Source organism: Streptosporangium sp. NPDC023963 (assembly GCF_040639135.1).
GTDB lineage: Bacteria > Actinomycetota > Actinomycetes > Streptosporangiales > Streptosporangiaceae > Streptosporangium.
Genome location: NZ_JBEZZK010000014.1, coordinates 26,651 through 46,250, shown reverse-complemented (window position 1 = coordinate 46,250; position 19,600 = coordinate 26,651). Strand labels below are relative to the sequence as shown.

Here is a 19,600-nt window from a genome sequence, read left to right as displayed (position 1 = left end):
CGCCCTCGCCGGGACGGGATCAGGTGACGGCGCGCTCCAGCCGGCGCTCGGCCCACTGGCCGATGTCGCGGCGCTCGATCGCCGCGGCCATCAGGTCGGGGAAGGCGTCGGGAGTGCAGGCGAAGGCGGGCACCCCCATGGCCGCGAGCGCCGCGGCGTTGTCGTGGTCGTAGAAGGGCGCGCCCTCGTCGGAGAGCGCGAGCAGCACGATCACCTGGACACCGGCCGCGGTCATCTGGGCGACCCTGCGGAGCATCTCCTCCCGCACGCCACCCTCGTAGAGGTCGCTGATCAGGATGAAGATCGAGTCGTTGGGGCGGGTGATGAGACCCTGGCCGTAGGCGATGGCCCGGTTGATGTCGGTGCCGCCGCCGAGCTGGGTGCCGAACAGCAGCTCCACCGGGTCGTGGAGCTGGTCGGTGAGATCGACGACCGCCGTGTCGAAGACGACCAGCGAGGTCCTCAGCGAGCTCATCGAGGCGAGCACCGCGCCGAAGACGCTCGAATAGACGACGGAGGCGGCCATCGACCCGCTCTGGTCGATGCAGAGCACGACCTCGCGCTGGACGGCCCGCTGCCGCCTGCCGTATCCGACCAGCCTCGACGGGATCACGGTGTTGCGCTCGGGCAGGTAGTTCTTCAGATTGGCCCGGATCGTACGGTCCCAGTCGATGTCGGCGGCCCGCTTGGGCCGGTGGGTCCTGGCCGAGCGGTCCAGGGCACCGGTCACGGCGGCCTTCGTCTTCTGCACGAGTTTGCGCTCCAGCTCGGAGACGACCTTGCGCACCAGCGCCCTGGCCGACTCGCGTGCCTTCTCGGGCATCACCCGGTTGAGCGACAAAAGCGTGCCGACCATGTGGACGTCCGGCTCGACCGCGTCCAGCATCTCCGGCTCCATCAGCAACCGGGTCAGGTTCAGCCGGTCGACGGCGTCCTTCTGCATGACCTGGACGACGGTCGAGGGGAAATAGGAGCGGATGTCGCCCAGCCAGCGCGCCACCCTGGGCGCGGAGGCGCCCAGGCCCCCGCTCCGCTCGGCTGAGCCCTCGCCGCCCTCGCCGCCGTTGTACAGCGCGGCCAGCGCGGCGTCCATCTGGGCGTCGGTCCCGGACAGCGAGCACCCGGTGCCGTCGGCGTCCCCGCCCAGGACCATCCGCCATCGGCGGAGCCTCTCATCCATCGGCGCTGCCCGTCCTTCCCGCAATCGCCGGGCCCGCGGTCGCCGGTCCCAGAATCGTCAGCACGGTCCGCACGGCCGCCGCCGCGCGCTCCTCGTCGAAGTCCTCCGCGTCCGGCGCCGGGCCGCCGGCGCCCGCCTCCAGGGAACGGACGCGCGAGCCGATCGAGCGCCGCTCCGGGGCGGCGAAGGCTCCGAACGTCCTGCGGAGCAGGGGCAGCACGTCGACGAAGGTCTCCGGGGCGAGCCCGGTGAGCCACTCGTCGACCAGCCCGAGCAACCGGGAGTCGTGTACGAGCAGCAGCCCGCCCCCGGACAGGAACCCCTCGATCCAGGCGGCCGCCCTGGCCGGTGGGTGTCCTGCCGACATCGCCCGCGACATCCGCCGTCCCACCTCGTCCGTGTCGAGGTCGGCGGCGTCCAGCAGGATCCTGGTGAGCCGTCCCTCGATGAGCCCGTGCAGGTCGGCGCGGCCGGAGGCACCGCGCAGCGCCACCAGCCACCGGTCCTGCGGCGTCTCCTCCCCGGAACCGGCCGGACCTCCCGGGACTCGCGAGCCGCCCGCGCCCGCTCCCTCGGACACGTCCCCTTCCCCGGAACCGTCGATTTCCCCGGGACCACCGAGGGCACGGGAACCGGCCGGGCGGGCGGGTCCGGTGTCGAGGAGGGCGACGGCGGCGTGGACGGCGTCGATGTGGCGGATCAGGTCGCGGGCGGCGTCGTCGTCGAGACCGGTGACGGCCCCGCCGAGGCCGACGCAGATCCTGGTGAGCATGGCCTCGACGATGGTGACCAGGCCGGTGGCGGGGGTGCCGCGCACGTCGCCGTAGCGCTGGGCGCGGACCATCGCGGGGAGCGCGGCCATCAGGTGCGTGACGTCACCGTCGAGCGCGGCCCGCGCCGACAGTGCGTCGAGCACGTGCGGCAGCGCCTCCGGCAGGTCGGCGAGCAGGCAGCGCTCCACCAGGCCGGTGAGCCCGGCCAGCGTGGCGCCGCCGGACGTGCCGCCGGGCCCTCCACGTCCGGCCGGCCCGCTCCCTCCAGGACCGCTCCCTCCAGGACCGGCCGCCCCCGGACCGCCTCCTCCCGGACCGGACGTCCCGCCGGGCGCCCGGCTCCGGGTGGCCGGGCCGGACGTCCCTCCCCCGTCGGCGAGGTCGCGGACGCGGGCGGCGGCCGCGGCGGGGACGGTCGTGCCCCAGGCGCCCGCCTCGATCAGGTCGATGTCGAACTCGGGCCGCCAGGCGAGCGACCACGACTCACGGAAGGTGCCCTTGCTCCTGCTCTCGCGGGGCGTGCCCCAGTCGACGCCGAGCAGGCGCAGCCGGTGCAGCAGCCTGCTGCGCTCCAGGTCGAGAGGTTTGCGCAGGTCGAGGTCGTACTCCCGGTCGAGCGCCTCGGGTTTGAGTTTCACCCGCCGCTGCTCCTCGCGCAGGTGGCGCTGGAGAGGGACCATCGGGGTGGCGTCGGGCACCTGGCCGAGCCGCTCCCCCACCACCATGCGCCGCTGGATCAGCTCCACCGGCAGGTCGTCGCCCTCGCACAGCACCGCCCTGACCGCCTCGGTGACCTCCGCCAGCCCGGCCAGCGGCCGCCCCCTGAGCACGGCCAGGCTCTCCGCGAGCCGTACCGCCTCGATGACGTGCGCGGAGGAGACCGGCAGGTCCTCCTCGCGGAGCACCCCGGCCGCCCCGGTCAGCCACCGCTCGACCGGCCGGTCGGGGGAGGCGAACAGGTGGTGGTACCAGCCCGGGGAGGTCACCCCCGCGCCGTACCCGCTCCAGGCGGCCAGCCGCCCGTACGTCCACGGCACCCAGGTCATCTCGGCCCTGACCTTGGGCAGACCCCTGAGCAGCGCGTCGTCGGCCTTCACGGTGGGCAGCCCGGCCCCCCACGGCGCGCCCTCACGCGCCGTGCCGGCCAGCGCGGGGACGTGCCAGGCCCCGCAGACCACGACGATCCGCTCGAACCCGTCCTTGACCGCCCTGCGGATCGTGCGACGCATGAAGGCCTCGCGCCGCGCCTCGTACTCGTCGGCGACGTGCCCCTCGCGGACGGCCTCCATGGCCTGGGCGATCATGTGGAACGGGGTGTCGCCACGGTGCTCGACCGCGTCCTCCCACCACCGCTCCGGGTCGTCGTACCCGGCGGCGCGGGCGAGGGCCCCGATCGGGTCGATCCGTACGGCCTCCGGGGCGGCGTCGTCCGTGTCGCCCTCTTTCTCACCATCGGTGGCCTCATCCTGAGAGCCGGGGGCCTTCGCGTCCGGTCCCCGCTCCCCGGCACCCTCCGGCGCCTCCCCCTCGGGGTGCGCCGCAGGTCCGTCGTTCGTCTCTCCCGGCTCGGGGTGACCGCTCGCGCCGGGACGGGAGGCGAGGCTGTGCACGGCCGGCAGGTCGCAGAACCGGACCGGGACGCCCGCCGCGACGGCGTGACGGATCGCCTGCCACTCGGGCGAGAACACCGCGAACGGCCAGAACGCGGCCGTGGACGGCTCCCCCGGCACGTGGGCGAGCAACGCGACCGGCGGCTGGAGGTCGGGGTCATGAGCCAGCGCGACCAGCTCGTCGGCCTCGGGCGGGCCCTCGATGAGCACGACGTCCGGCTTGAGACGTTCGAGCTCGTCGCGCAGGGACCTCGCCGACCCCGGGCCGTGGTGCCGGATGCCCAGCACGGAGACGCTCATCCGCGTCCCCCTCCCGCCCGGGGAACCATCGTCACCGGCGGCACCGGCGACACCGGCGCCGAGAACGTGGACGCCGAGATCGCGGGGATCGGGAAAGCGGGGGCCGAAATTGCAAGGGCCGGAAACACAGAGGCCGGAAACACAGAGGCCGGGAGCGCAGGGACCGGGAGCGCGCCCGTCCCGGGGGCCGCCGCCTCAGCCCGCGTCACGGCAGGCCCGGTAGAAGTCGCGCCAGTCCTGGCGCTCGCGCACCACGGTCTCCAGGTATTCGCGCCAGACGACGCGGTCGGAGACCGGGTCCTGGATCACGGCGCCGACGATGCCGGCCGCCACGTCGGAGGGGCGGAGCACCCCGTCCCCGAAGTGCGCGGCCAGGGCGATGCCGTTGGTGAGGACGGAGATGGCCTCGGCGGTGCTGAGCGTCCCGCTGGGGGACTTGACCTTGGTACGGCCGTCCTCGGTGACGCCGGTGCGCAGTTCCCTGAAGACCGTGACGACGCGGCGGATCTCCTCCAGGCCGGTGAGGGTCTCGGGCAGCTCCAGGGAGCGGCCGAGCTGGCCGACCCGCCGGGAGACGATGTCCACCTCCTCCTCCGCGGTGGCGGGAACCGGCAGTACGACGGTGTTGAACCGGCGGCGCAGCGCGCTCGACAGGTCGTTGACGCCGCGATCCCGGTCGTTGGCGGTGGCGATGATGTTGAAACCGCGTGAGGCCTGGACCTCCCGGTTGAGCTCGGGGATCGGCAGCGTCTTCTCCGACAGCACGGTGATCAGCGCGTCCTGGACGTCGGAGGGCATGCGGGTCAGCTCCTCCACGCGGGCGAGCCGCCCCTCGGCCATCGCCCGCATCACCGGGCTCGGCGTGAGCGCCTCCATGGACGGGCCCTCGGCCAGCAGCCTGGCGTAGTTCCAGCCGTAGCGGACGGCCTCCTCCGCGGTGCCCGCCGTGCCCTGCACCAGGAGGGTGGAGTCACCGCTGATCGCGGCGGCCAGGTGCTCGGACAACCAGGTCTTGGCGGTGCCGGGCACGCCGAGCAGCAGCAGCGCGCGGTCGGTGGCGAGCGTCGCCACGGCCACCTCGACGATGCGCCGCGGCCCGATGTACTTGGGGGTGATCTGGTCCCCGTCGCCGAGGACGTAGGCGGTCACCGCCCAGGGAGACAGCTTCCACCCGGGCGGGCGGGGGCGATCGTCGCCCTTGGCCAGGATCGCCAGCTCCTCGGCGTACTGGTCTTCGGCATGGGCCCGCAGAACCGTTGTCACTACGTGAGCTCCTTCAGCATGTCGTCACGGAAACGCAGGAGGGCGGCGACCTCCTGGATGGGCGGCTCCGGCGAGAGCCGTCCGGCCAGGCCGTGCAGGGTGGGGTCGATGCGTTCGCCGGCGAGCTTGACCAGCTCCCCGAGGTTCCACGGCTGGGTGCCGGAGACATCGATGATCTTCTGGAGGACGGCCCTGGCCAGGGTGGGCCCCCACGGGGCCGCGGCCCCGCCGAGAACCATGATCAGCTGACCGTCCAGGCCGTGCCACCGGACGAAGTCGGCGGCGACGACCTCCTGCTTTTCGGGGGGCAGCGCGGCCAGCAGGTCGGCGAGCGGATCCCAGGTGAAGAGCTCCAGCGCCCACTCAGGATCGCCCTGGAGGACCGAGGCCCTGACCCAGCCGGCCATGACCTCGCGACCCCAGTCGACGATCTTCAATCGGACGAGCTCGCCGGGCGGCCGTCCGAGCAGCGAGGGCCAGACCCCGAGCGGGGTGCGGGCCACGGTCTGCTGCAGCCACCAGCTCCGTTCGCCGATCCCCCGGGGCGCCTTGGCCCGGACGCCGTCGCGCTCCAGGGCGCTGTCGCAGGCCACCGGCGGGTCGACGTGGATCTCGTCGCCGACGACGGTGACGTACCGGGCGGCCCGCTCGGCCATCCGCAGGGCCAGGCATGATCCGGGCAGCCGGGTGAGCAGGTCGGCGGCCCGGTGGCGGACCTCGCGGCGGCGGTCGTCGAGGGCGGCCTCCAGGAACGGCTCGTCGTCGGGTGAGAGCCCGGTGACGAGGACCTCCAGGAACGCCGCCCGGTCGTCGGGTGTCTCCTTCTCCCAGGTGGCGGCGAGCAGCTCCCTGGCCCCGGCCGGGTCGGCCGCCCGCAGCGCTCCCAGGTGGACGCGGCGGTCACCGGAGGTGCCGAACTCCCAGACCTGGGAGGCCCCGCCGGAGCCGGAGCCGGTGCCGGCGACCCCGGTGACCTCCTCCAGCAGGAAGCCCCACGCCGGGTTCAGTCCCGCCAGCCAGCGTCCCCGGTTTCCGGCCAGGACCCCGAGGTGCGGGCGGATCGACCGGTCCTTGGCCGCGTGGTCGAGGAGCTCGGGCAGCAGGTGCGGCGAGAGGCGGTAGCCGCGCGCGGCCGCGGTCTCCAGCCACTCGGTGAGCAGCCTCGGCTGCTCACCGCCGAGGATGCGGGCGAGCCGGTCGCCCGCGGCGCGTGAGACCGCGGGCTGCTCCTCGGGGGCCGCGACGGCGGGCGGCTCGGCCGGGACGACCGGCCTCCGCCCGGCGCGCGTCCGCAGCGTGTGCACGGCCGCGCGCCCGAGCAGCTCGACCTCGCTCGCCCCCTGACCGGGCAGGGGGCGCCGGTCGGTCCCGACGAGCGCGGCGGACACCAGGTCCTCCCATTCGGCGGAGGTGCTCACAGGACGATCACCCGGCCTTCCTCGTCCCAGGTCGTGAGGGGACGCAGTCCCCTCGGGGTCCATTCGACGGCGACGGTCAGCGGGTGACCGCCGGAGGTGGCGACCAGCCGCCACGGGGTGCCCGCGGACGGGTGGATCGGCAGCCCGCCGGAGGGTCCGGCCAGGAGCCGCGAACCGCTCCCCGCGGGAGTCACCCCCGCCAGCACGAGCGGCCAGGAGTCGAGCCAGGGGTCACCGGCCAGGGCCTCGGCCACCTCGTCGAGGGCCTGCTCGACGGTCGAGCCGGGCGGCGGCCCGGCCGGGGCGCCGTGGTGGCGGTCGTCATGGTGGCGGTCGTCATGATGGCGGTCGTCATGATGGCGGTCGTCATGATGGCGGTCGTCATGGTGGCGGTCGTCATGGTGGCGGGGGGCGCCATCGCCTGCGGGTTCATCCCGGACGGCGTCGTCGCCGAGGTGTTCGTCCCCGGCGGGATCGTCCAGGACGGGGTCATGATGAGCGGCACCGTGCCGGACGGCGTCACGGCGAGCGGAATCGTGACGGGCGGCGACCACCGCGCGCAGCGGGGCCGAACCGGGATAGAACGCCAGGTCGGCGTCGATGGTCGTGCCGGTGACGAGCGAGGCGTCGAGAGCCTGCCCGACCGGGGCGAAGGAGAGCACCAGGGCCGCCCGGCCCGTCGCGCGCCCGCGAAGCCAGACCCGGCGCGCGATCAGCCGATCGTGCTCCTCGTCGCGCCGTCCCAGCACGTCCCACCGGTCGCGGACGGCACCGCGGGCCAGCACCTCCTCCTTCGTCACCGGGAAGCCGATCCGGTCGCGCACCCTTTCGAGAAGCCCGGCGGGAGCCGTTTCCAGGTCCACCCCCTGAGAACGGTCTCCCCCCTGAGAACCGGCCCCGTCGCCGTCCGGGAGGGAGAGCCGGCGGTGGGCCACGCAGAGCAGGTGCAGCAGCGCGTACTCGCCGAGCAGGCGAGCGGGCCAGTCGTCGCCGTCCAGCACGGTGCCAAGGCGGGACAGCGAGCCCGCGACGGCGGGCGCCTGGGCGTCGACCAGGCGCTTGACCAGGTCGTCCCACAGGTCGTGGCGCCGTGACCCGGCGATGCCCTGCCTGATCTGATCGGCGAGCCAGCGCTCCAGATCCGACAGCCCCGCGGTCACCCGCTGCTCGCGCTGCGCGGCCCGGCGGCCGTCGGCGGGACCGGGCTCGGCGGCCCTGGCGGCGCGGGCCGTCCCCGCCTCCGCGGCCCTGGCCGCGCGGCCGCGCCGCCCGTCGAGCCACTCGCCCACCCAGTCGGCGGGCTCCCCGGCCGCGGGGACACCGTCGGCCGACCACAGGAGCAGCAGGCCGAGAGCGTGCTTGCACGGGAACTTCCTGCTGGGGCAGCTGCACCGGTAGGCGGGCTCGGACAGGTCGACACACGTCCGGTAGGGCTTGGAGCCGCTGCCCGCGCACTCGCCCCACACCGCGTCGGCGGTGGCTCCTGACCCCGACCACTTGCCGGGGGCGGAGATTCCGCGGGCCGCTTTCTGGGACGAGGCGTCGGGGGCGAGCGCCAGCACCTGATCCCGGTTCCACCGTTCGATCACGGACCGAACCTAGCCAACCCCGCCGACAAATCCGGGCCCGTCCTCAACAGCCGCCCCACGGTACGCCCTCCGGAACCGGGTCCCTAGAATCGGTGCGATGACGACCCCTTCGCGTCCTCCGCTCGCCGAGGCCCTTGACCTGCTGCCGCACCCCGAGGGCGGCTGGTTCCGCGAGACCTGGAAGACCTCCGTCGACCTCACCCCGCCCGGGTACGCCGGCACACGGGCCACCGCCACCGGGATCTACTTCCTGCTGGAGCCGGGCGAGGAGTCGCGCCCGCACGTGGTCGCCTCCGACGAGGTGTGGTTCTGGCACCGGGGCGGCCCGCTGACGCTGATCCTCGGCGGTCACGAGGGCCAGCCCTCCGGCACCGTGACCCTGGGGCCGCTGGTGGAGGAGGGGCAGGTCCTCCAGGCCGTGGTGCCCGGCGGCACCTGGCAGGCCGCCCGCCCGGCCGGGGCCGAGGGCGTGCTGGTGAGCTGCGTCGTGTCCCCCGGTTTCGACTTCGCCGACTTCCGGATGGTCTGACGGACGGCGTACGGATGACGTGACGGACGACTCGCTGGACGACACGCGGACGACTCGCTGGACACCGTGACGTCCGGCGTGACGGCCGGGCCGTCGGGGGAAACGACGCGAACGCCCCCCGGCCGATGTGACGGCCTCCCCCTGCGCGGGGAGAATGCGGTCACAGGTCCACACCGGGAGGTCGAAGGTGACCAGCGAGATCGTCTCCGTCATCGGCGGAAAAGAAACGTCCAGCGGCACTGCGTACGAGTCGGTCAACCCGGCTCGCGTGGACGAGGTGGTGGCGCGGGTCCGGCTGGCGGACGCGAGCACGTTCTCCTCCGCGTGCCGCACGGCCGCCACCGCGCAGCGGGAGTGGGCGCGGGTCCCCGCGCCCGTCCGGGGACGGGTGATCGCCTCGATCGGACGCCTGGTGGAGGCCAACGCGGAAGAGCTGGCCCGCCTGGTCACCCGCGAGATCGGCAAGCCGTACGCCGAGGCGCTGGGCGAGGTACGCGAGATCGTCGACACGTGCGACTTCTTCCTCGGCGAGGGCAGGCGGCTGTACGGGCAGACGGTTCCCTCGGAGATGCCGGACAAGAACCTGTTCACCTTCCGGGTTCCCGTGGGGACGGCCGCGGTGATCACCGCGGGCAACTTCCCGGTCGCGGTGCCGTCGTGGTACCTCGTCCCGGCGCTGTTGTGCGGCAACGCGGTGGTGTGGAAGCCCGCCGAGTACGCGGCGGCCTCCGCGCACGCGCTCTACCGGCTGTTCACCGCGGCCGGTCTGCCCGACGGCGTGCTGAACCTGGTCCTCGCCGACGGTGCCGCGACGTTCGAGGGCCTGGAGGCGGCGCTGGCCGAGGGCACGGTGCACAAGGTCGGGTTCACCGGCTCCACCGAGGTGGGCCGCCGCGTCGGCGAGCTGTGCGGGCGCCACCTGCAGTCCCCCTGCCTGGAGTTGGGCGGCAAGAACCCGATGGTGGTCATGCCCGACGCCGACCTCGACCTCGCCGTGGAGGGTGCCCTGTTCGCCGGCTTCGGCACCGCCGGGCAGCGTTGCACGTCGCTCGGCACGGTGATCGTGCACGAGAGCGTCCACGACGAGTTCCTCCGCCGGTACGCACACGCCGTGGCCGGGGCCGCGGTCGGCGACCCCGCGGGGGACGTGCTGTGCGGGCCGCTGCTCGACCGGAAATTCGCCTCGCGTTACGAGGAGTATCTGGGCTGGATCCAGCCGCACCACACGGTCGTCTCCGGTCCCGTCGGCCGCATCACCCCGGACAACCCGCGCGGTGACTTCACCGGCGAGGGCGGCCTCTACTACCACCCGGTGGTCGTGGACGGCGTCCGTCCCGGCGACCGGCTCTTCCTGGAGGAGACCTTCGGTCCCATCGTCGGCGTGACGCCCTTCGGCACGCTGGACGAGGCCGTCGACCTGGCCAACCTTCCCGGTTACGGGCTCTCCTCGTCCATCTACACCACCGACCCGGCGTCGGCCTTCCGCTTCCGCGAGGGCATCGGCGCGGGCATGGTCAGCGTCAACAACTCCACCTCCGGCGCGGAGGCCCACCTGCCCTTCGGCGGCAACGGCAAGTCGGGCAACGGCAGCCGCCAGTCGGGAATGTGGGTCCTCGACCAGTTCACCCGATGGCAGGCGATGAACTGGGACCATTCGGGCAGGCTCCAGAAGGCTCAGATGGACGTCGCCGAGATCGTCCCCGACCTGGACTTCCGCCTCTGAAGTCTCCGACGTCTCCGACGCCTTCGACACCCCTGGCGACGCCGGCGTTCCTGACGTTCCCGACATCGCCTGGAACCGGTCGCACATGCCGCCATCGGCCCGCCGTACGCCCCTGGCGCTCCTCGCCGGCGGTTCCCGCCACATCAATATCGACCATATGTTGAGACAATTTTTCTTGATATATGAGACTCATGTTATGGTCCGACCAGCGTGACGAGAAGGGGAGGACTCCATGACCGGCAAAGACGCCGTCTACACGCACGGGCACCACGAGTCCGTGCTCAAATCCCACAGGTGGCGTACGGCGGAGAACTCGGCGGCCCATCTCCTGCCGCACCTGAGGCCGGGCATGACGCTGCTGGACGTGGGCTGCGGGCCGGGCACCATCACCGTCGACCTGGCGGAGCGGATCGCGCCCGGCGCGGTCACCGCGGTCGACATCACCGAGGCGGCACTCGGGCCGGCCCGCGCGGAGGCGGCGCGGCGCGGGCGCTCCGACATCACGTTCGCCGTGGCGGACACGCACGCGCTGGAGTTTCCCGACGACACCTTCGACGTCGTCCATGCCCACCAGGTGCTGCAGCACGTCGGCGACCCGGTCCGGGCGTTGCGCGAGATGCGGCGGGTCTGCAGGGCGGGCGGGATCGTCGCGGTGCGCGACAGCGACTACGCCGCGTTCGCCTGGTTCCCCGAGACACCCGAGCTGGACGAGTGGATGGACCTGTACCAGAGGGTGGCAAGGGCCAACGGCGGCGAACCCGACGCGGCACGGCGACTGCTGTCGTGGGCGCACGCGGCCGGGTTCACCGACGTCTCGGCCACCTCCTCGACCTGGTGCTTCGCCACTCCCGACGACCGCGCGTGGTGGGGCGGCATGTGGGCCGAGCGGATCCTGGAGTCCGACATGGCCGGCCAGGCGCTCGCCTCGGGCGCCGCAGCCCAGGAGGACCTGCGCCGTATCTCGGAGGGCTGGCGGGCCTGGGCCGGGGAGCCGGACGGCTGGCTGTCGCTGCTCCACGGCGAGCTGATCTGCCGCGTCTGAACCCCTGAGCCGCCGCGCCTGAACCCCGGGGCCTCGCGGGCCCCGCCACCACGGTTCCTCCAGGCTCCCCCGCTCCCCCGGACTCCTGCGCGACCCGGGATCTCCGGAGTTCCCGGGGCTCTCGGGGTTCCGGTGAGAGGGAGGGGTGGCGGGTGGCTCGGGGCGCCCCCGGTGGAGACGCCCCGAGGGAGGATCAGGGCTGCTGGGTGATCTTGACGTTGTCGACCCCGGCCTCGACCAGGGAGGCGCCGGAGGCGTCACCGGCCTCGATCAGGATCCGGACGCTCTGTCCCGCGAAGGCGGAGAGGTCGGCCGTGGCCACGGCCCAGGCGCCGTTGCGGTTGGAGGCCGCGCCGAGCTGCTGGAACACCTGGGTGGTGGTGGAGCCGACGACCTTCACCCGGAAGAAGTCGGCGCTGGAGGCGTTGGAACCGTGCGCCAGATACCACGACAGCGACAGGTTCAGCGTCCCGGTCGACGGCAGGGTGATGGCCGGTGACCGGATGCTGGTGATGCCTCCGTCGATGTCGTGGTCGCCCGCCGCGGAGCCCGCGAGCCTGCCGGTGACCAGGTCGTTGGTGCCGCTGACGGTGGTGCCGAGCTGCTTGGCGCCGCTGGAGGTGGTGGCCGCCGGGTCGCCGCGCTCCCACAGGCCGGAGGTGGCGGTGTCGGTGCCGGACGGGTTGGTCGTCCAGCCGGTCGCCGTCTCGAACTCGTCGGAGTAGACGGTCACCGGCGGGGTGCCGGTGCCGCAGTACTGCGACTCCTTGCCGATGATCCGGTAGACGCAGTCGGCGTATTCCAGGAAGCGCAGCGTGGCCTCCCGGTTGCGGGTGGTCTGCGGGACGATCTGCTCGTCAGGGGGGTAGAAGCCCGGCGAGGAGCTGACCGGGTACATCTCGAAGGTGTAGCTGAAGATCTTGTAGACGCCCCACAGCCAGTCGTCGATCGTGCCGTCGGTGATGTAGAGGTCGCTGGCCTGCTGGGGGGTGTAGTTGTTGGTGGAGGCCATGTTCTGGCCCAGGGCCGCGTGGGCGTCGCGGTCGTCCTGGGTCAGGCCGGGGCCGGTGTCGTTGAAGGTGTAGCCGTACGGCCACAGGATCAGCTCGCTGTAGGTGTGCCAGTCGATGTGCGCCTTGATCTGCTGCACGCCGCCGACGACCCGGCTGCGCACCCAGTTGGCCACCGCCCTGACCTCGGGGGCCGACTCGGCCGCCGAGCCCCGGTAGGTGTCGCTGGAGGCGGAGCCGGAGGAGCCGCCGCAGCAGCCCCAGTTGTAGCCCCAGTTGCGGTTCATGTCGGTGCCCACGGCCGAGGAGCCGGAGTTGGGCTGGCGGTTCTTGCGCCAGGAGCGGTAGGAGCCCGTGGCGATGTCGTACTCGCCGCCGTCGGGGTTGAGGTCCGGCATGATCCAGATCTCGCGGCCGTTGACCAGGTTGGCGATGCGGCTGTCGGTGGCGTACCCGTCGGTGAACAGGTTGAGTAGGTAGATCGCCATCTCGACGGTCAGGTGCTCGCGGGCGTGCTGGTGGTGGGTGAACAGCACCTCGGGTTCGTTCTCGTCCGTGGCGACGTTGTCGCTGATCTTGACGGCGATCAGGTCGCGTCCCTCGTACGAGGTGCCGTAGCTGATCTTGCGGGCGATCGTCGGGTGGTCGGCGACGATCTGGTTCACCGCGGCGGTCATCTCGGCGTAGTTGTGGTAGCCGGAATCCGCCGACGGGAAGTCGGAGCGCCGCTCCGGCCCGGTCGGGGATAACGACCTGGGGATCCTCGTGACGGTGTAGCCGAGCTTCTTGATCGCGGCGACTTCGTCCTCGTTGGCGGTGATCACGACCGAGTCGGGGTCGACCTGGTCGATCGCGGCGCCGGTGGCGGCCACCGCGCTTCGCTGCTGGGCGGTGCTCGGCCCCTGGACCTTGTACTGGCTGTTCGGTTGTGGCTCGGCCGAGGCTCCCGCCCCGGTCACACCGAGGCACAACAGCGCCAGGGCGGCGAACACCACGATCAGACGGCGTCTCACCTGCGTCCTCCTCAGGCACGCACTCTAGGGTTTTGTCGCGCGCCTCCACCGAGAGTCAGACAGCGGCGTTGATTAGCAAAGGCCCAAATTTTGGGAGCGGCGGGAATGCGACTTCGCGCCCGAGCAGAAGGCCGGTCGGAAACAAGGCCGGATTCAGAAACCGACCTCGAACCAGAGCGTCCTGGATCCCTCGGGGGCGCCGTCCTGAATGCCCCAGCTGTCGGCGAGCAGATCCACCAGGAACATGCCCCGCCCGCCCTCCGCCTCCGGGTCGTTGCGCACGTGCGGCGCCGACGCCCCGGACCCTGCGTCGCAGACCTCGACCAGCACCGCGGCCGATCCCACCGCCACCGTCATCGCGACCTCGCCGCCCCCTCCGGAACCGGAGTGGAGCACCGAGTTCGTCACCACCTCGCTCACCAGGAGGACGACGTCGTCGGACGCGGGGTGCCCCTCACCGAGGAGCTCCCTGACCCGGCTCCGCGCCACCGACACCGACTCCGGAACCCCTTTGAGGGTGACCGTTGATCGAGGTGAGACGGCCCGCCGTCCGGTCGTCATGATTGACCTCACTCCCTGACACGCATATTCCATGCACATCGCCCTGTGAGATGGCACACTCACTCACGGTGAACTGTTCTATCAAGGACTGCAATACCTCATGTTGGGATTCCGCAGATTTGCTATCAAAGGACGGAGGGAGGTAGATGCGTGGCTTCTCGACGCAGCCCCACGGCCCGTCATCGCCGTCTGATGGCTGAGCTGAGCCGTCTGCGAAAGGACAGCGGGCTGACGCGGGTGGAGGTGGCCGAGCGGATCGGCTCCACCGACACCACCGTCTGGAGGTACGAGACGGGCCTGTCCCGGCCTCGCCCCTCGGACGTGTCGGCCCTCACCGAGGTGTACGGCGTGACCGGGGAGGCTCGAGACTCCCTGATCCAGATGGCCGTCGAAGCCAGGAGGCGGGGCTGGTGGCACCCCCACCGCGAGACCCTGAAACCCGGTTTCGACTCCTACATCGGGCTCGAGGCGGAGGCGTCGCTCGTGCGCTCGTACGAGCCGCTCGTCGTCCCCGGCCTGATGCAGACCGAACCGTACGCACGCGCTGTGACCGAGGCGACCTCAGTAGTGCAGACCCCCTCCAAGGTCGAGGAGACGGTCTCCGTGCGCATCTCGCGTCAGCGGTTGCTGCACGGACCCGGTGACCCGATCCACCTCGTCGCCGTGCTCGACGAAGCGGTGATCCGGCGTCGGATCGGCGGACGCGACATCATGTCGGAGCAGCTGGAGCACCTCGTCCACCTCGGCGGACTGCCCAACGTGGAGATACGGGTCGTCCCGTTCTCCGCGGGGGCCCATCCCGCGATGGACGGCCAGTTCTGCCTGCTCAGCTTCCCCGAACCCGAGGCTCCCGACCTGCTCTACCTGGAGCAGGCCGCGAGCGGGAGCGTGCCGGACGACCCCGAGCAAGTCCGCCGATACGCCTCCATGTTCGAGAGCCTCTGCGCCATGGCTCTCAGTCAGGAGGCCTCGGCAGCCTTCATCGCCCAGATGGCGAGAAGGTTTTCCTCCCCCTAGCCGTAGAAGGAAGAAAAAGTGCGAGGGTCCACGATGGATCTGTCCGGCGCCCAGTGGCGCAAGAGCGGCCGCAGCACCAACGGAGGCAACTGCGTGGAGGTGGCGGTCGTCCCCGGTGACCCTGTGGTCGCCAGGCACAAGGCGGACGCCGACCAGCTGTATCTCGTCCGCGACTCCAAGGATCCGGGCGGCCCGGCGCTGGCGTTCACCCGGAGCGAGTGGGACGCCTTCGTCGGCGGTGTGAAGGACGGCGAGTTCGACTGACGGACCTCCGGGGAGACCAGCCTCACGGTCTCCCCGGAACCTCCGGCCACAGCCCGCCCGCGGCCCCGGCCCGGCGGGCTGTGCTCGTCATCCGTCCGTCACTCGTCGTCCGTCCGTCACTCGTCGTCCGTCAACCGTCGTCCGTCCGTCATCCGTCACCCGTCGTCCGTTGTTCGTCGCCCTCTCGTTTCCCGGCGCCTCTCGCCCGTCGGGAAACCTCAACGCGGGGGCCGTTCGTCGTTGCCGTTGTAGCCGAGGATCCGCATGGCGATCTCGGGGTCCATCGCCGCGGCGAGCAGCTGGGCCCGTTCCACGGCGCTGTCCCGCTGGGCCTCGGCCCTGACCCTGGCCGCCTGCGCCCCCCGGGTGACCGCCGCCACGATCGCCGCCCCCACGATCGCCGCCAGCACGGCGGCGAACACCACCATGAGCGTGCCGGAATCCGGCGAGCCCGTCCGGCCCGGCGCGACCGTCCCGCCGTTGAGCACGTAGGTGCCCAGTGCCGTGAAGGCCGCCAGCGCGGCCAGGCTGGCCGCGATCACGAGAACCGTCCGCAGTTTCCCGCCGCGCGTCGCGGGGGCGGCGGGCGGCGGCGCGGGCGGCGGCTGCGGCGACGGGCGGCGCACCGGGGCGTCGTCGCCCCAGGGCACGAAGTCGGGTTCGGCCGGGGACGCCGGGGACGCCGGGGACGCCGGGGACGCCGGGGACACAGCGGGCGACACCGTGCCCGGCATCGTGTTCCGCACCGTGCTCGACACCGTGGAACCGTGACCGTTGCCCGTGAGCACCGCGCCGTGGATGACCGCGGCGGGTTCGAGCCGGGGCAGGGCCGGCGGGACGGGCAGGGCGCGCGCCACGTGGCTGTGCTCGCGGTGCGCCCGCGCCGCCTCCAGGTGATACTCCTCGATCTCGGCGTAGAAGTCGTCCGAGGCGTAGACGGAGCCGTCGAGCAACGGCCCCCGCCCGCGTTCCAGGATCGCGACCACGTCGTCGCCGTTGAGCGTCTTGTGCGCCTCCAGCGCGTGCGCCAGGCACAGGACGTCCCGCCGGTGCTCGCGCAGCAGCTCCTCGGTCCGCTCCAGCAGGCCCACCAGGTTGAACTCGATGCGCTCGCCCAGCACGTCGGGGGCGAGCGGCTGGCCGCCGCCCGGCGCCTTGGTGAAGCCGATGCCCCCGCCGCCGGGCTTGGGCATCGACTTGCCGCCCATGATCTCCAGCTCCTGCAGCGCGGGCACCGAGGTCACCCCGCGGCCCATGCCCCAGTGCGCCTCCATCAGCGCGGTGAGGTACGTCGCGGAGAACAGGTCGCCGGAGACACCGGAGGAGTTGTCCTCGCCGAAGAACATCCGCTCCCCCGCCAGGGAGGCGAGCGAGACCATGATGTCGGCCTCGTGCTCGGACTTCCAGCGGGTGAACTGGTCCTCGGGCTTGATGCTCGCGACCATGCCGAGGTAGTCGGCGCCCTTCTCGATCGTGGCGATGTCGATCTCGAGGTGGTAGCGGGTGCGGTACGCCGCCACGGCGTGGCAGGCCTCGTGCACGGCCACGGCGTGCCGCTCGCGCTCGATGTACTCCACGTCCTCGGGCGGCCCGAGCTGCTTGAGCCGCTTGGCGCGGGTCACGTCCGACCAGGTGATGGTCTCCCGGCCGTCGCGGATCGCGGTGATCAGCGACTCGTTCACCAGGTCCTTGATCGTGGCACCGGTGGCGTAGGGCGTGATCGTCGCCAGCTTGTCCAGCTGTGCCTCGGTCAGCTCGTGGTCGACCTTGTCGAAGTAGCCGCGGTAGGTGCGGACCCGGCCCGCCTTCGACGGGTAGCCCACCTTGTAGATGCGGTCGATGCGGCCCGGCCGCAGCAGCGCCTCGTCCAGCGAGTTGGGCATGTTGGTGGCCATCATGACCAGGATCCGGTACTTCGGCGGCGGCTTGGGCCGCATGCCGAAGAGCCTTCGCACGTGCCGGTTGACGATGCCCCTCGGCTTCTTCAGGCCGGACAGCTCGGTGAGCAGCGCCTGCAGCGTGCCCGGGTCGCCGCCGCCCCCGCCCATGCCGCCCATCATGAAGCGGCTGCGGCCGGTGTCGGGTTCCTTCGGCTCGGCCGCCCCCTGGCGGGTCAGCAGCCACCGGGTGTCCTCGCTGAGGTAGCCGAAGCCGTGGCATCCGGTGGTGTGCGGCGAGAACCCGGGACCGCCCCTGGGCCCCTGCTGCGCCAGCGAGCCGCGCTTGCCGAGGGAGTCGGCCTCGTCGAAGAAGACGATCACGCCGCCGTACCGCAGCGAGAGCTTGCGCAGCTTCCTGAACAGCGACTTCACCTTCAGGATGCCGATGCCCATGAACATGTTGACGAACGCGCCGGGGTCGACGAACACGTACGGCTTGCCGGTCTCCCCGGCCACGGCCTCGGCCATCAGGGTCTTGCCGGTGCCCGGCGGGCCCCACAGCAGCAGGCCGCTGGGCACGTAACCGCCGCGCTCCTCGATCGCGTCCGGCCTCTCCAGGAAGACGATGTTCTCCTTGACCCGCTCGACGACGTGGTCCTGGCCCCAGACGTCGGTGAAGCGGGTCTTGATGTCGTCGGGGAAGTACGTCTCCACGCCGCCCCGCGACAGCAGCCAGAACAGGCCGATGAACTGGAAGGCGATGAAGAAGAACGCGAAGGCGAGCTGCGCCACGTACGGCAGCGCCTGCCAGAGCAGCGCCGGCGCCTGGAACAGCGCGAGCGCCGGGGAGGTGTCCAGCACCTCGCCGAGGATGAGGGCGAGCACCGCGATCCAGAACACCCACTTGATGGCACGTGCCATCCTGAAGCGGTTCCAGTCGGAGAAGCGGCGGTGGGTCCAGCGCTCGAAGCCGCCGAAAACGCTTCGCGTCCAGAACCGGTTGTATCCGGCGGACCGCTCGCTGACGAAGAAGTGGAGTTGCCGCAGGAACTCGGCCCCGAGGAGCCAGAAGATCCACGGCGCCGCGATCGCGGTGTTGATCATCGCATCCCGGAACGTGATGATGCCCTCGTACGAGGCCATCTCACTCCACACCAGAATGAAATAGATGATCGTAAGAATGAGCAGGAATTTGATCCGGTCCCAGAACGGCATCTTCTTGCGCTTGTCGGGATGCGGATCCGTCGGACCGGAACCGGGGGCCCGGAGTCCTTCGAAGTTGGGAGGCGGTGGAGGTGACTTCATGGACGGGCTTCTCCTCACCCGGCGAGCCGCTTGACCTTGAAAGATTGCGCGATCTTCTCGAACTCCCCGGCGCGCTTCCGGTAGCAGGCGGCCGAGCAGCGGATCAGCAGGGTGGAGACCTGCTTGCCGTCCTGGGCCAGGTAGGAGGTGAGGTCGAAGGTCTCGGTCCCGGCCCCCTGGATCGCGTAGTTGAACCGCACGTGCACCCCGCGCAGGCCGTCTCCCGGCTGGAGCACCTCGTCGGCGAGCAGCTCGAAGTCCCGCAACGGATAACCGGGGATCTGCGCGTACTCCTTGCGCACCGTCTCGGTGACGGGCAGGACGGAGTTGCGCATGGTGTTCAGGGACAGCGAGTCCTGCTCCTCGGGGAGGAGCTTGGCGATCCGGGCGAAGACGAACGGCTCGTCTCCGGTGCCGTAGCCGAGAAGGTGGTCGGCGGACGGCTCGGCGTGGGCGTCGTAGGCGGCCGACCAGATGAGCTGCTTGCGCAGCCGCGCGGTGGCCGATTCCGGATCGGCCCCGATGGTCGCCTTGTCCAGCGCCGCCTGGTCGACCTTCCGCCAGGTCGCCGGAACCTTGAAGTACGTCTGCCCGTCGTCGTGGCGGACGTAGGTGAACTCGGCACGTGCGCATCCCGTGAGCCCGCCGACCATGGCGGAGACGACCGCCACAGCCACCACGGCGAACCCGGCCCTTGATCTTTTCACCAGGGCTATACCTCCGCTTTACGGGTTAACGAGGTGGTTGTGCCCGTTTTTCAGGCGACTCTCTCCTCTTTCGACTCCCTCAATCTGCGAAAAATTGACCAAATCTTTCCGGGAACCCGGCTTCGCTTGTTACACAGTGCCGTTGTTGGATTCCCGACATCATTGAACCCTCAACCTCCGCCTCGGAACAGAGGCCGGGCGGGCCTTCTCTCCGCCTTTTCTCCGGGCCGGACGACTTCCGGACCGCACCGCGCGCCGAACCGTGTCGTGAGCGGGCCGGCACCGGCGCGGGGCCACCGGCCACGCCCTCGCGACACTCCCGAGCGGCCCCGGGCCGGGCTCCGGCCGTCCCCGCCCGGAAGGGGACCGGACACCGGTAGCGGCCGGAGCGGAAAGGGACCGGACTCCGGTCGCGG

At 71.7% G+C, this 19,600-nt stretch carries 14 protein-coding genes; 5 read left to right on the top strand and 9 right to left on the bottom strand.

Translation table 11 applies throughout. The features are described 5' to 3' along the window. Positions 1-19 precede the first annotated feature (19 nt). From AB0F88_RS32485 to AB0F88_RS32465, 5 genes are all read right to left on the bottom strand, one after another. Positions 20-1,180, bottom strand: a complete 1,161-nt coding sequence (locus AB0F88_RS32485; protein WP_362692832.1) for a VWA domain-containing protein — start codon at positions 1,178-1,180, stop codon at positions 20-22. Continuing rightward, positions 1,173-3,863, bottom strand: coding sequence for a DUF5682 family protein (locus tag AB0F88_RS32480; protein ID WP_362692829.1), 2,691 nt, complete (start codon positions 3,861-3,863; stop codon positions 1,173-1,175). The genes AB0F88_RS32485 and AB0F88_RS32480 overlap by 8 nt, the downstream gene beginning before the upstream one ends. A gap of 195 nt (positions 3,864-4,058) precedes the next feature. Next, on the bottom strand, positions 4,059-5,126 hold the full coding sequence (locus AB0F88_RS32475) for an AAA family ATPase (RefSeq protein WP_362692826.1): 1,068 nt from the start codon (positions 5,124-5,126) through the stop codon (positions 4,059-4,061). Next, positions 5,126-6,544 carry a DUF5691 domain-containing protein gene (locus AB0F88_RS32470; protein ID WP_362692823.1) on the bottom strand — a complete coding sequence of 473 codons (1,419 nt, stop codon included), beginning with the start codon at positions 6,542-6,544 and terminating at the stop codon, positions 5,126-5,128. The genes AB0F88_RS32475 and AB0F88_RS32470 overlap by 1 nt, the downstream gene beginning before the upstream one ends. Then, on the bottom strand, positions 6,541-8,133 hold the full coding sequence (locus AB0F88_RS32465; protein WP_362692820.1) for an SWIM zinc finger family protein: 1,593 nt from the start codon (positions 8,131-8,133) through the stop codon (positions 6,541-6,543). Before AB0F88_RS32465 ends, AB0F88_RS32470 begins: the two co-directional genes overlap by 4 nt. Positions 8,134-8,230: 97 nt before the next feature. On the opposite strand from AB0F88_RS32465, the gene AB0F88_RS32460 reads away from it, so the two are divergent. The 3 genes from AB0F88_RS32460 (at position 8,231) to AB0F88_RS32450 (ending at position 11,427) form a co-directional block, all read left to right on the top strand. Continuing rightward, complete coding sequence (locus AB0F88_RS32460; RefSeq protein ID WP_362692817.1) at positions 8,231-8,662, top strand: cupin domain-containing protein; 432 nt, start codon at positions 8,231-8,233, stop codon at positions 8,660-8,662. A 187-nt stretch (positions 8,663-8,849) separates the two neighbouring features. Further along, positions 8,850-10,385 (top strand): aldehyde dehydrogenase family protein, encoded by a 1,536-nt coding sequence (locus AB0F88_RS32455; protein ID WP_362692814.1) that lies wholly within the window; start codon positions 8,850-8,852, stop codon positions 10,383-10,385. Between the two features lie 232 nt (positions 10,386-10,617). Beyond that, a complete protein-coding gene (locus AB0F88_RS32450) occupies positions 10,618-11,427 on the top strand; it encodes a methyltransferase domain-containing protein (protein ID WP_362692811.1) in 810 nt (269 codons plus the stop codon). Positions 11,428-11,620: 193 nt separating this feature from the next. Here AB0F88_RS32450 and AB0F88_RS32445 read toward each other — a convergent pair whose 3' ends face one another. Together AB0F88_RS32445 and AB0F88_RS32440 are read right to left on the bottom strand one after the other, a co-directional pair. After that, positions 11,621-13,450 carry a M14 family zinc carboxypeptidase gene (locus AB0F88_RS32445; protein ID WP_362692808.1) on the bottom strand — a complete coding sequence of 610 codons (1,830 nt, stop codon included), beginning with the start codon at positions 13,448-13,450 and terminating at the stop codon, positions 11,621-11,623. Positions 13,451-13,603: 153 nt separating this feature from the next. Then, complete coding sequence (locus tag AB0F88_RS32440) at positions 13,604-14,011, bottom strand: ATP-binding protein (RefSeq protein WP_362692805.1); 408 nt, start codon at positions 14,009-14,011, stop codon at positions 13,604-13,606. A gap of 192 nt (positions 14,012-14,203) precedes the next feature. Here AB0F88_RS32440 and AB0F88_RS32435 point away from each other — a divergent pair, with 192 nt between their 5' ends. Both AB0F88_RS32435 and AB0F88_RS32430 read left to right on the top strand, forming a co-directional pair. Further along, positions 14,204-15,028 (top strand): helix-turn-helix transcriptional regulator, encoded by an 825-nt coding sequence (locus AB0F88_RS32435; protein WP_362692802.1) that lies wholly within the window; start codon positions 14,204-14,206, stop codon positions 15,026-15,028. A 33-nt stretch (positions 15,029-15,061) separates the two neighbouring features. Further along, on the top strand, positions 15,062-15,292 hold the full coding sequence (locus tag AB0F88_RS32430) for a DUF397 domain-containing protein (RefSeq protein WP_362693278.1): 231 nt from the start codon (positions 15,062-15,064) through the stop codon (positions 15,290-15,292). Between the two features lie 218 nt (positions 15,293-15,510). Here the strand turns inward: AB0F88_RS32430 and AB0F88_RS32425 are convergent, their stop codons facing one another. Both AB0F88_RS32425 and AB0F88_RS32420 read right to left on the bottom strand, forming a co-directional pair. Next, the gene (locus AB0F88_RS32425; protein WP_362692799.1) at positions 15,511-18,477 is read right to left on the bottom strand and encodes an AAA family ATPase; all 2,967 of its coding nucleotides are present in this window, start codon (positions 18,475-18,477) and stop codon (positions 15,511-15,513) included. 14 nt (positions 18,478-18,491) lie between these two features. Continuing rightward, the gene (locus AB0F88_RS32420; RefSeq protein WP_362692796.1) at positions 18,492-19,184 is read right to left on the bottom strand and encodes a hypothetical protein; all 693 of its coding nucleotides are present in this window, start codon (positions 19,182-19,184) and stop codon (positions 18,492-18,494) included. Between the last annotated feature and the right edge of the window lie 416 nt (positions 19,185-19,600).

What these genes read in the sequence shown, in the direction of transcription:
- AB0F88_RS32430 (WP_362693278.1), top strand. Translation starts at nt 15,062, where the DNA reads ATGGATCTGTCCGGCGCCCAGTGGCGCAAGAGCGGCCGCAGCACCAAC.
- AB0F88_RS32425 (WP_362692799.1), bottom strand. Translation starts at nt 18,477, where the DNA reads ATGAAGTCACCTCCACCGCCTCCCAACTTCGAAGGACTCCGGGCCCCC.
- AB0F88_RS32435 (WP_362692802.1), top strand. Translation starts at nt 14,204, where the DNA reads ATGGCTGAGCTGAGCCGTCTGCGAAAGGACAGCGGGCTGACGCGGGTG.
- AB0F88_RS32460 (WP_362692817.1), top strand. Translation starts at nt 8,231, where the DNA reads ATGACGACCCCTTCGCGTCCTCCGCTCGCCGAGGCCCTTGACCTGCTG.
- AB0F88_RS32485 (WP_362692832.1), bottom strand. Translation starts at nt 1,180, where the DNA reads ATGGATGAGAGGCTCCGCCGATGGCGGATGGTCCTGGGCGGGGACGCC.
- AB0F88_RS32480 (WP_362692829.1), bottom strand. Translation starts at nt 3,863, where the DNA reads ATGAGCGTCTCCGTGCTGGGCATCCGGCACCACGGCCCGGGGTCGGCG.
- AB0F88_RS32440 (WP_362692805.1), bottom strand. Translation starts at nt 14,011, where the DNA reads ATGACGACCGGACGGCGGGCCGTCTCACCTCGATCAACGGTCACCCTC.
- AB0F88_RS32450 (WP_362692811.1), top strand. Translation starts at nt 10,618, where the DNA reads ATGACCGGCAAAGACGCCGTCTACACGCACGGGCACCACGAGTCCGTG.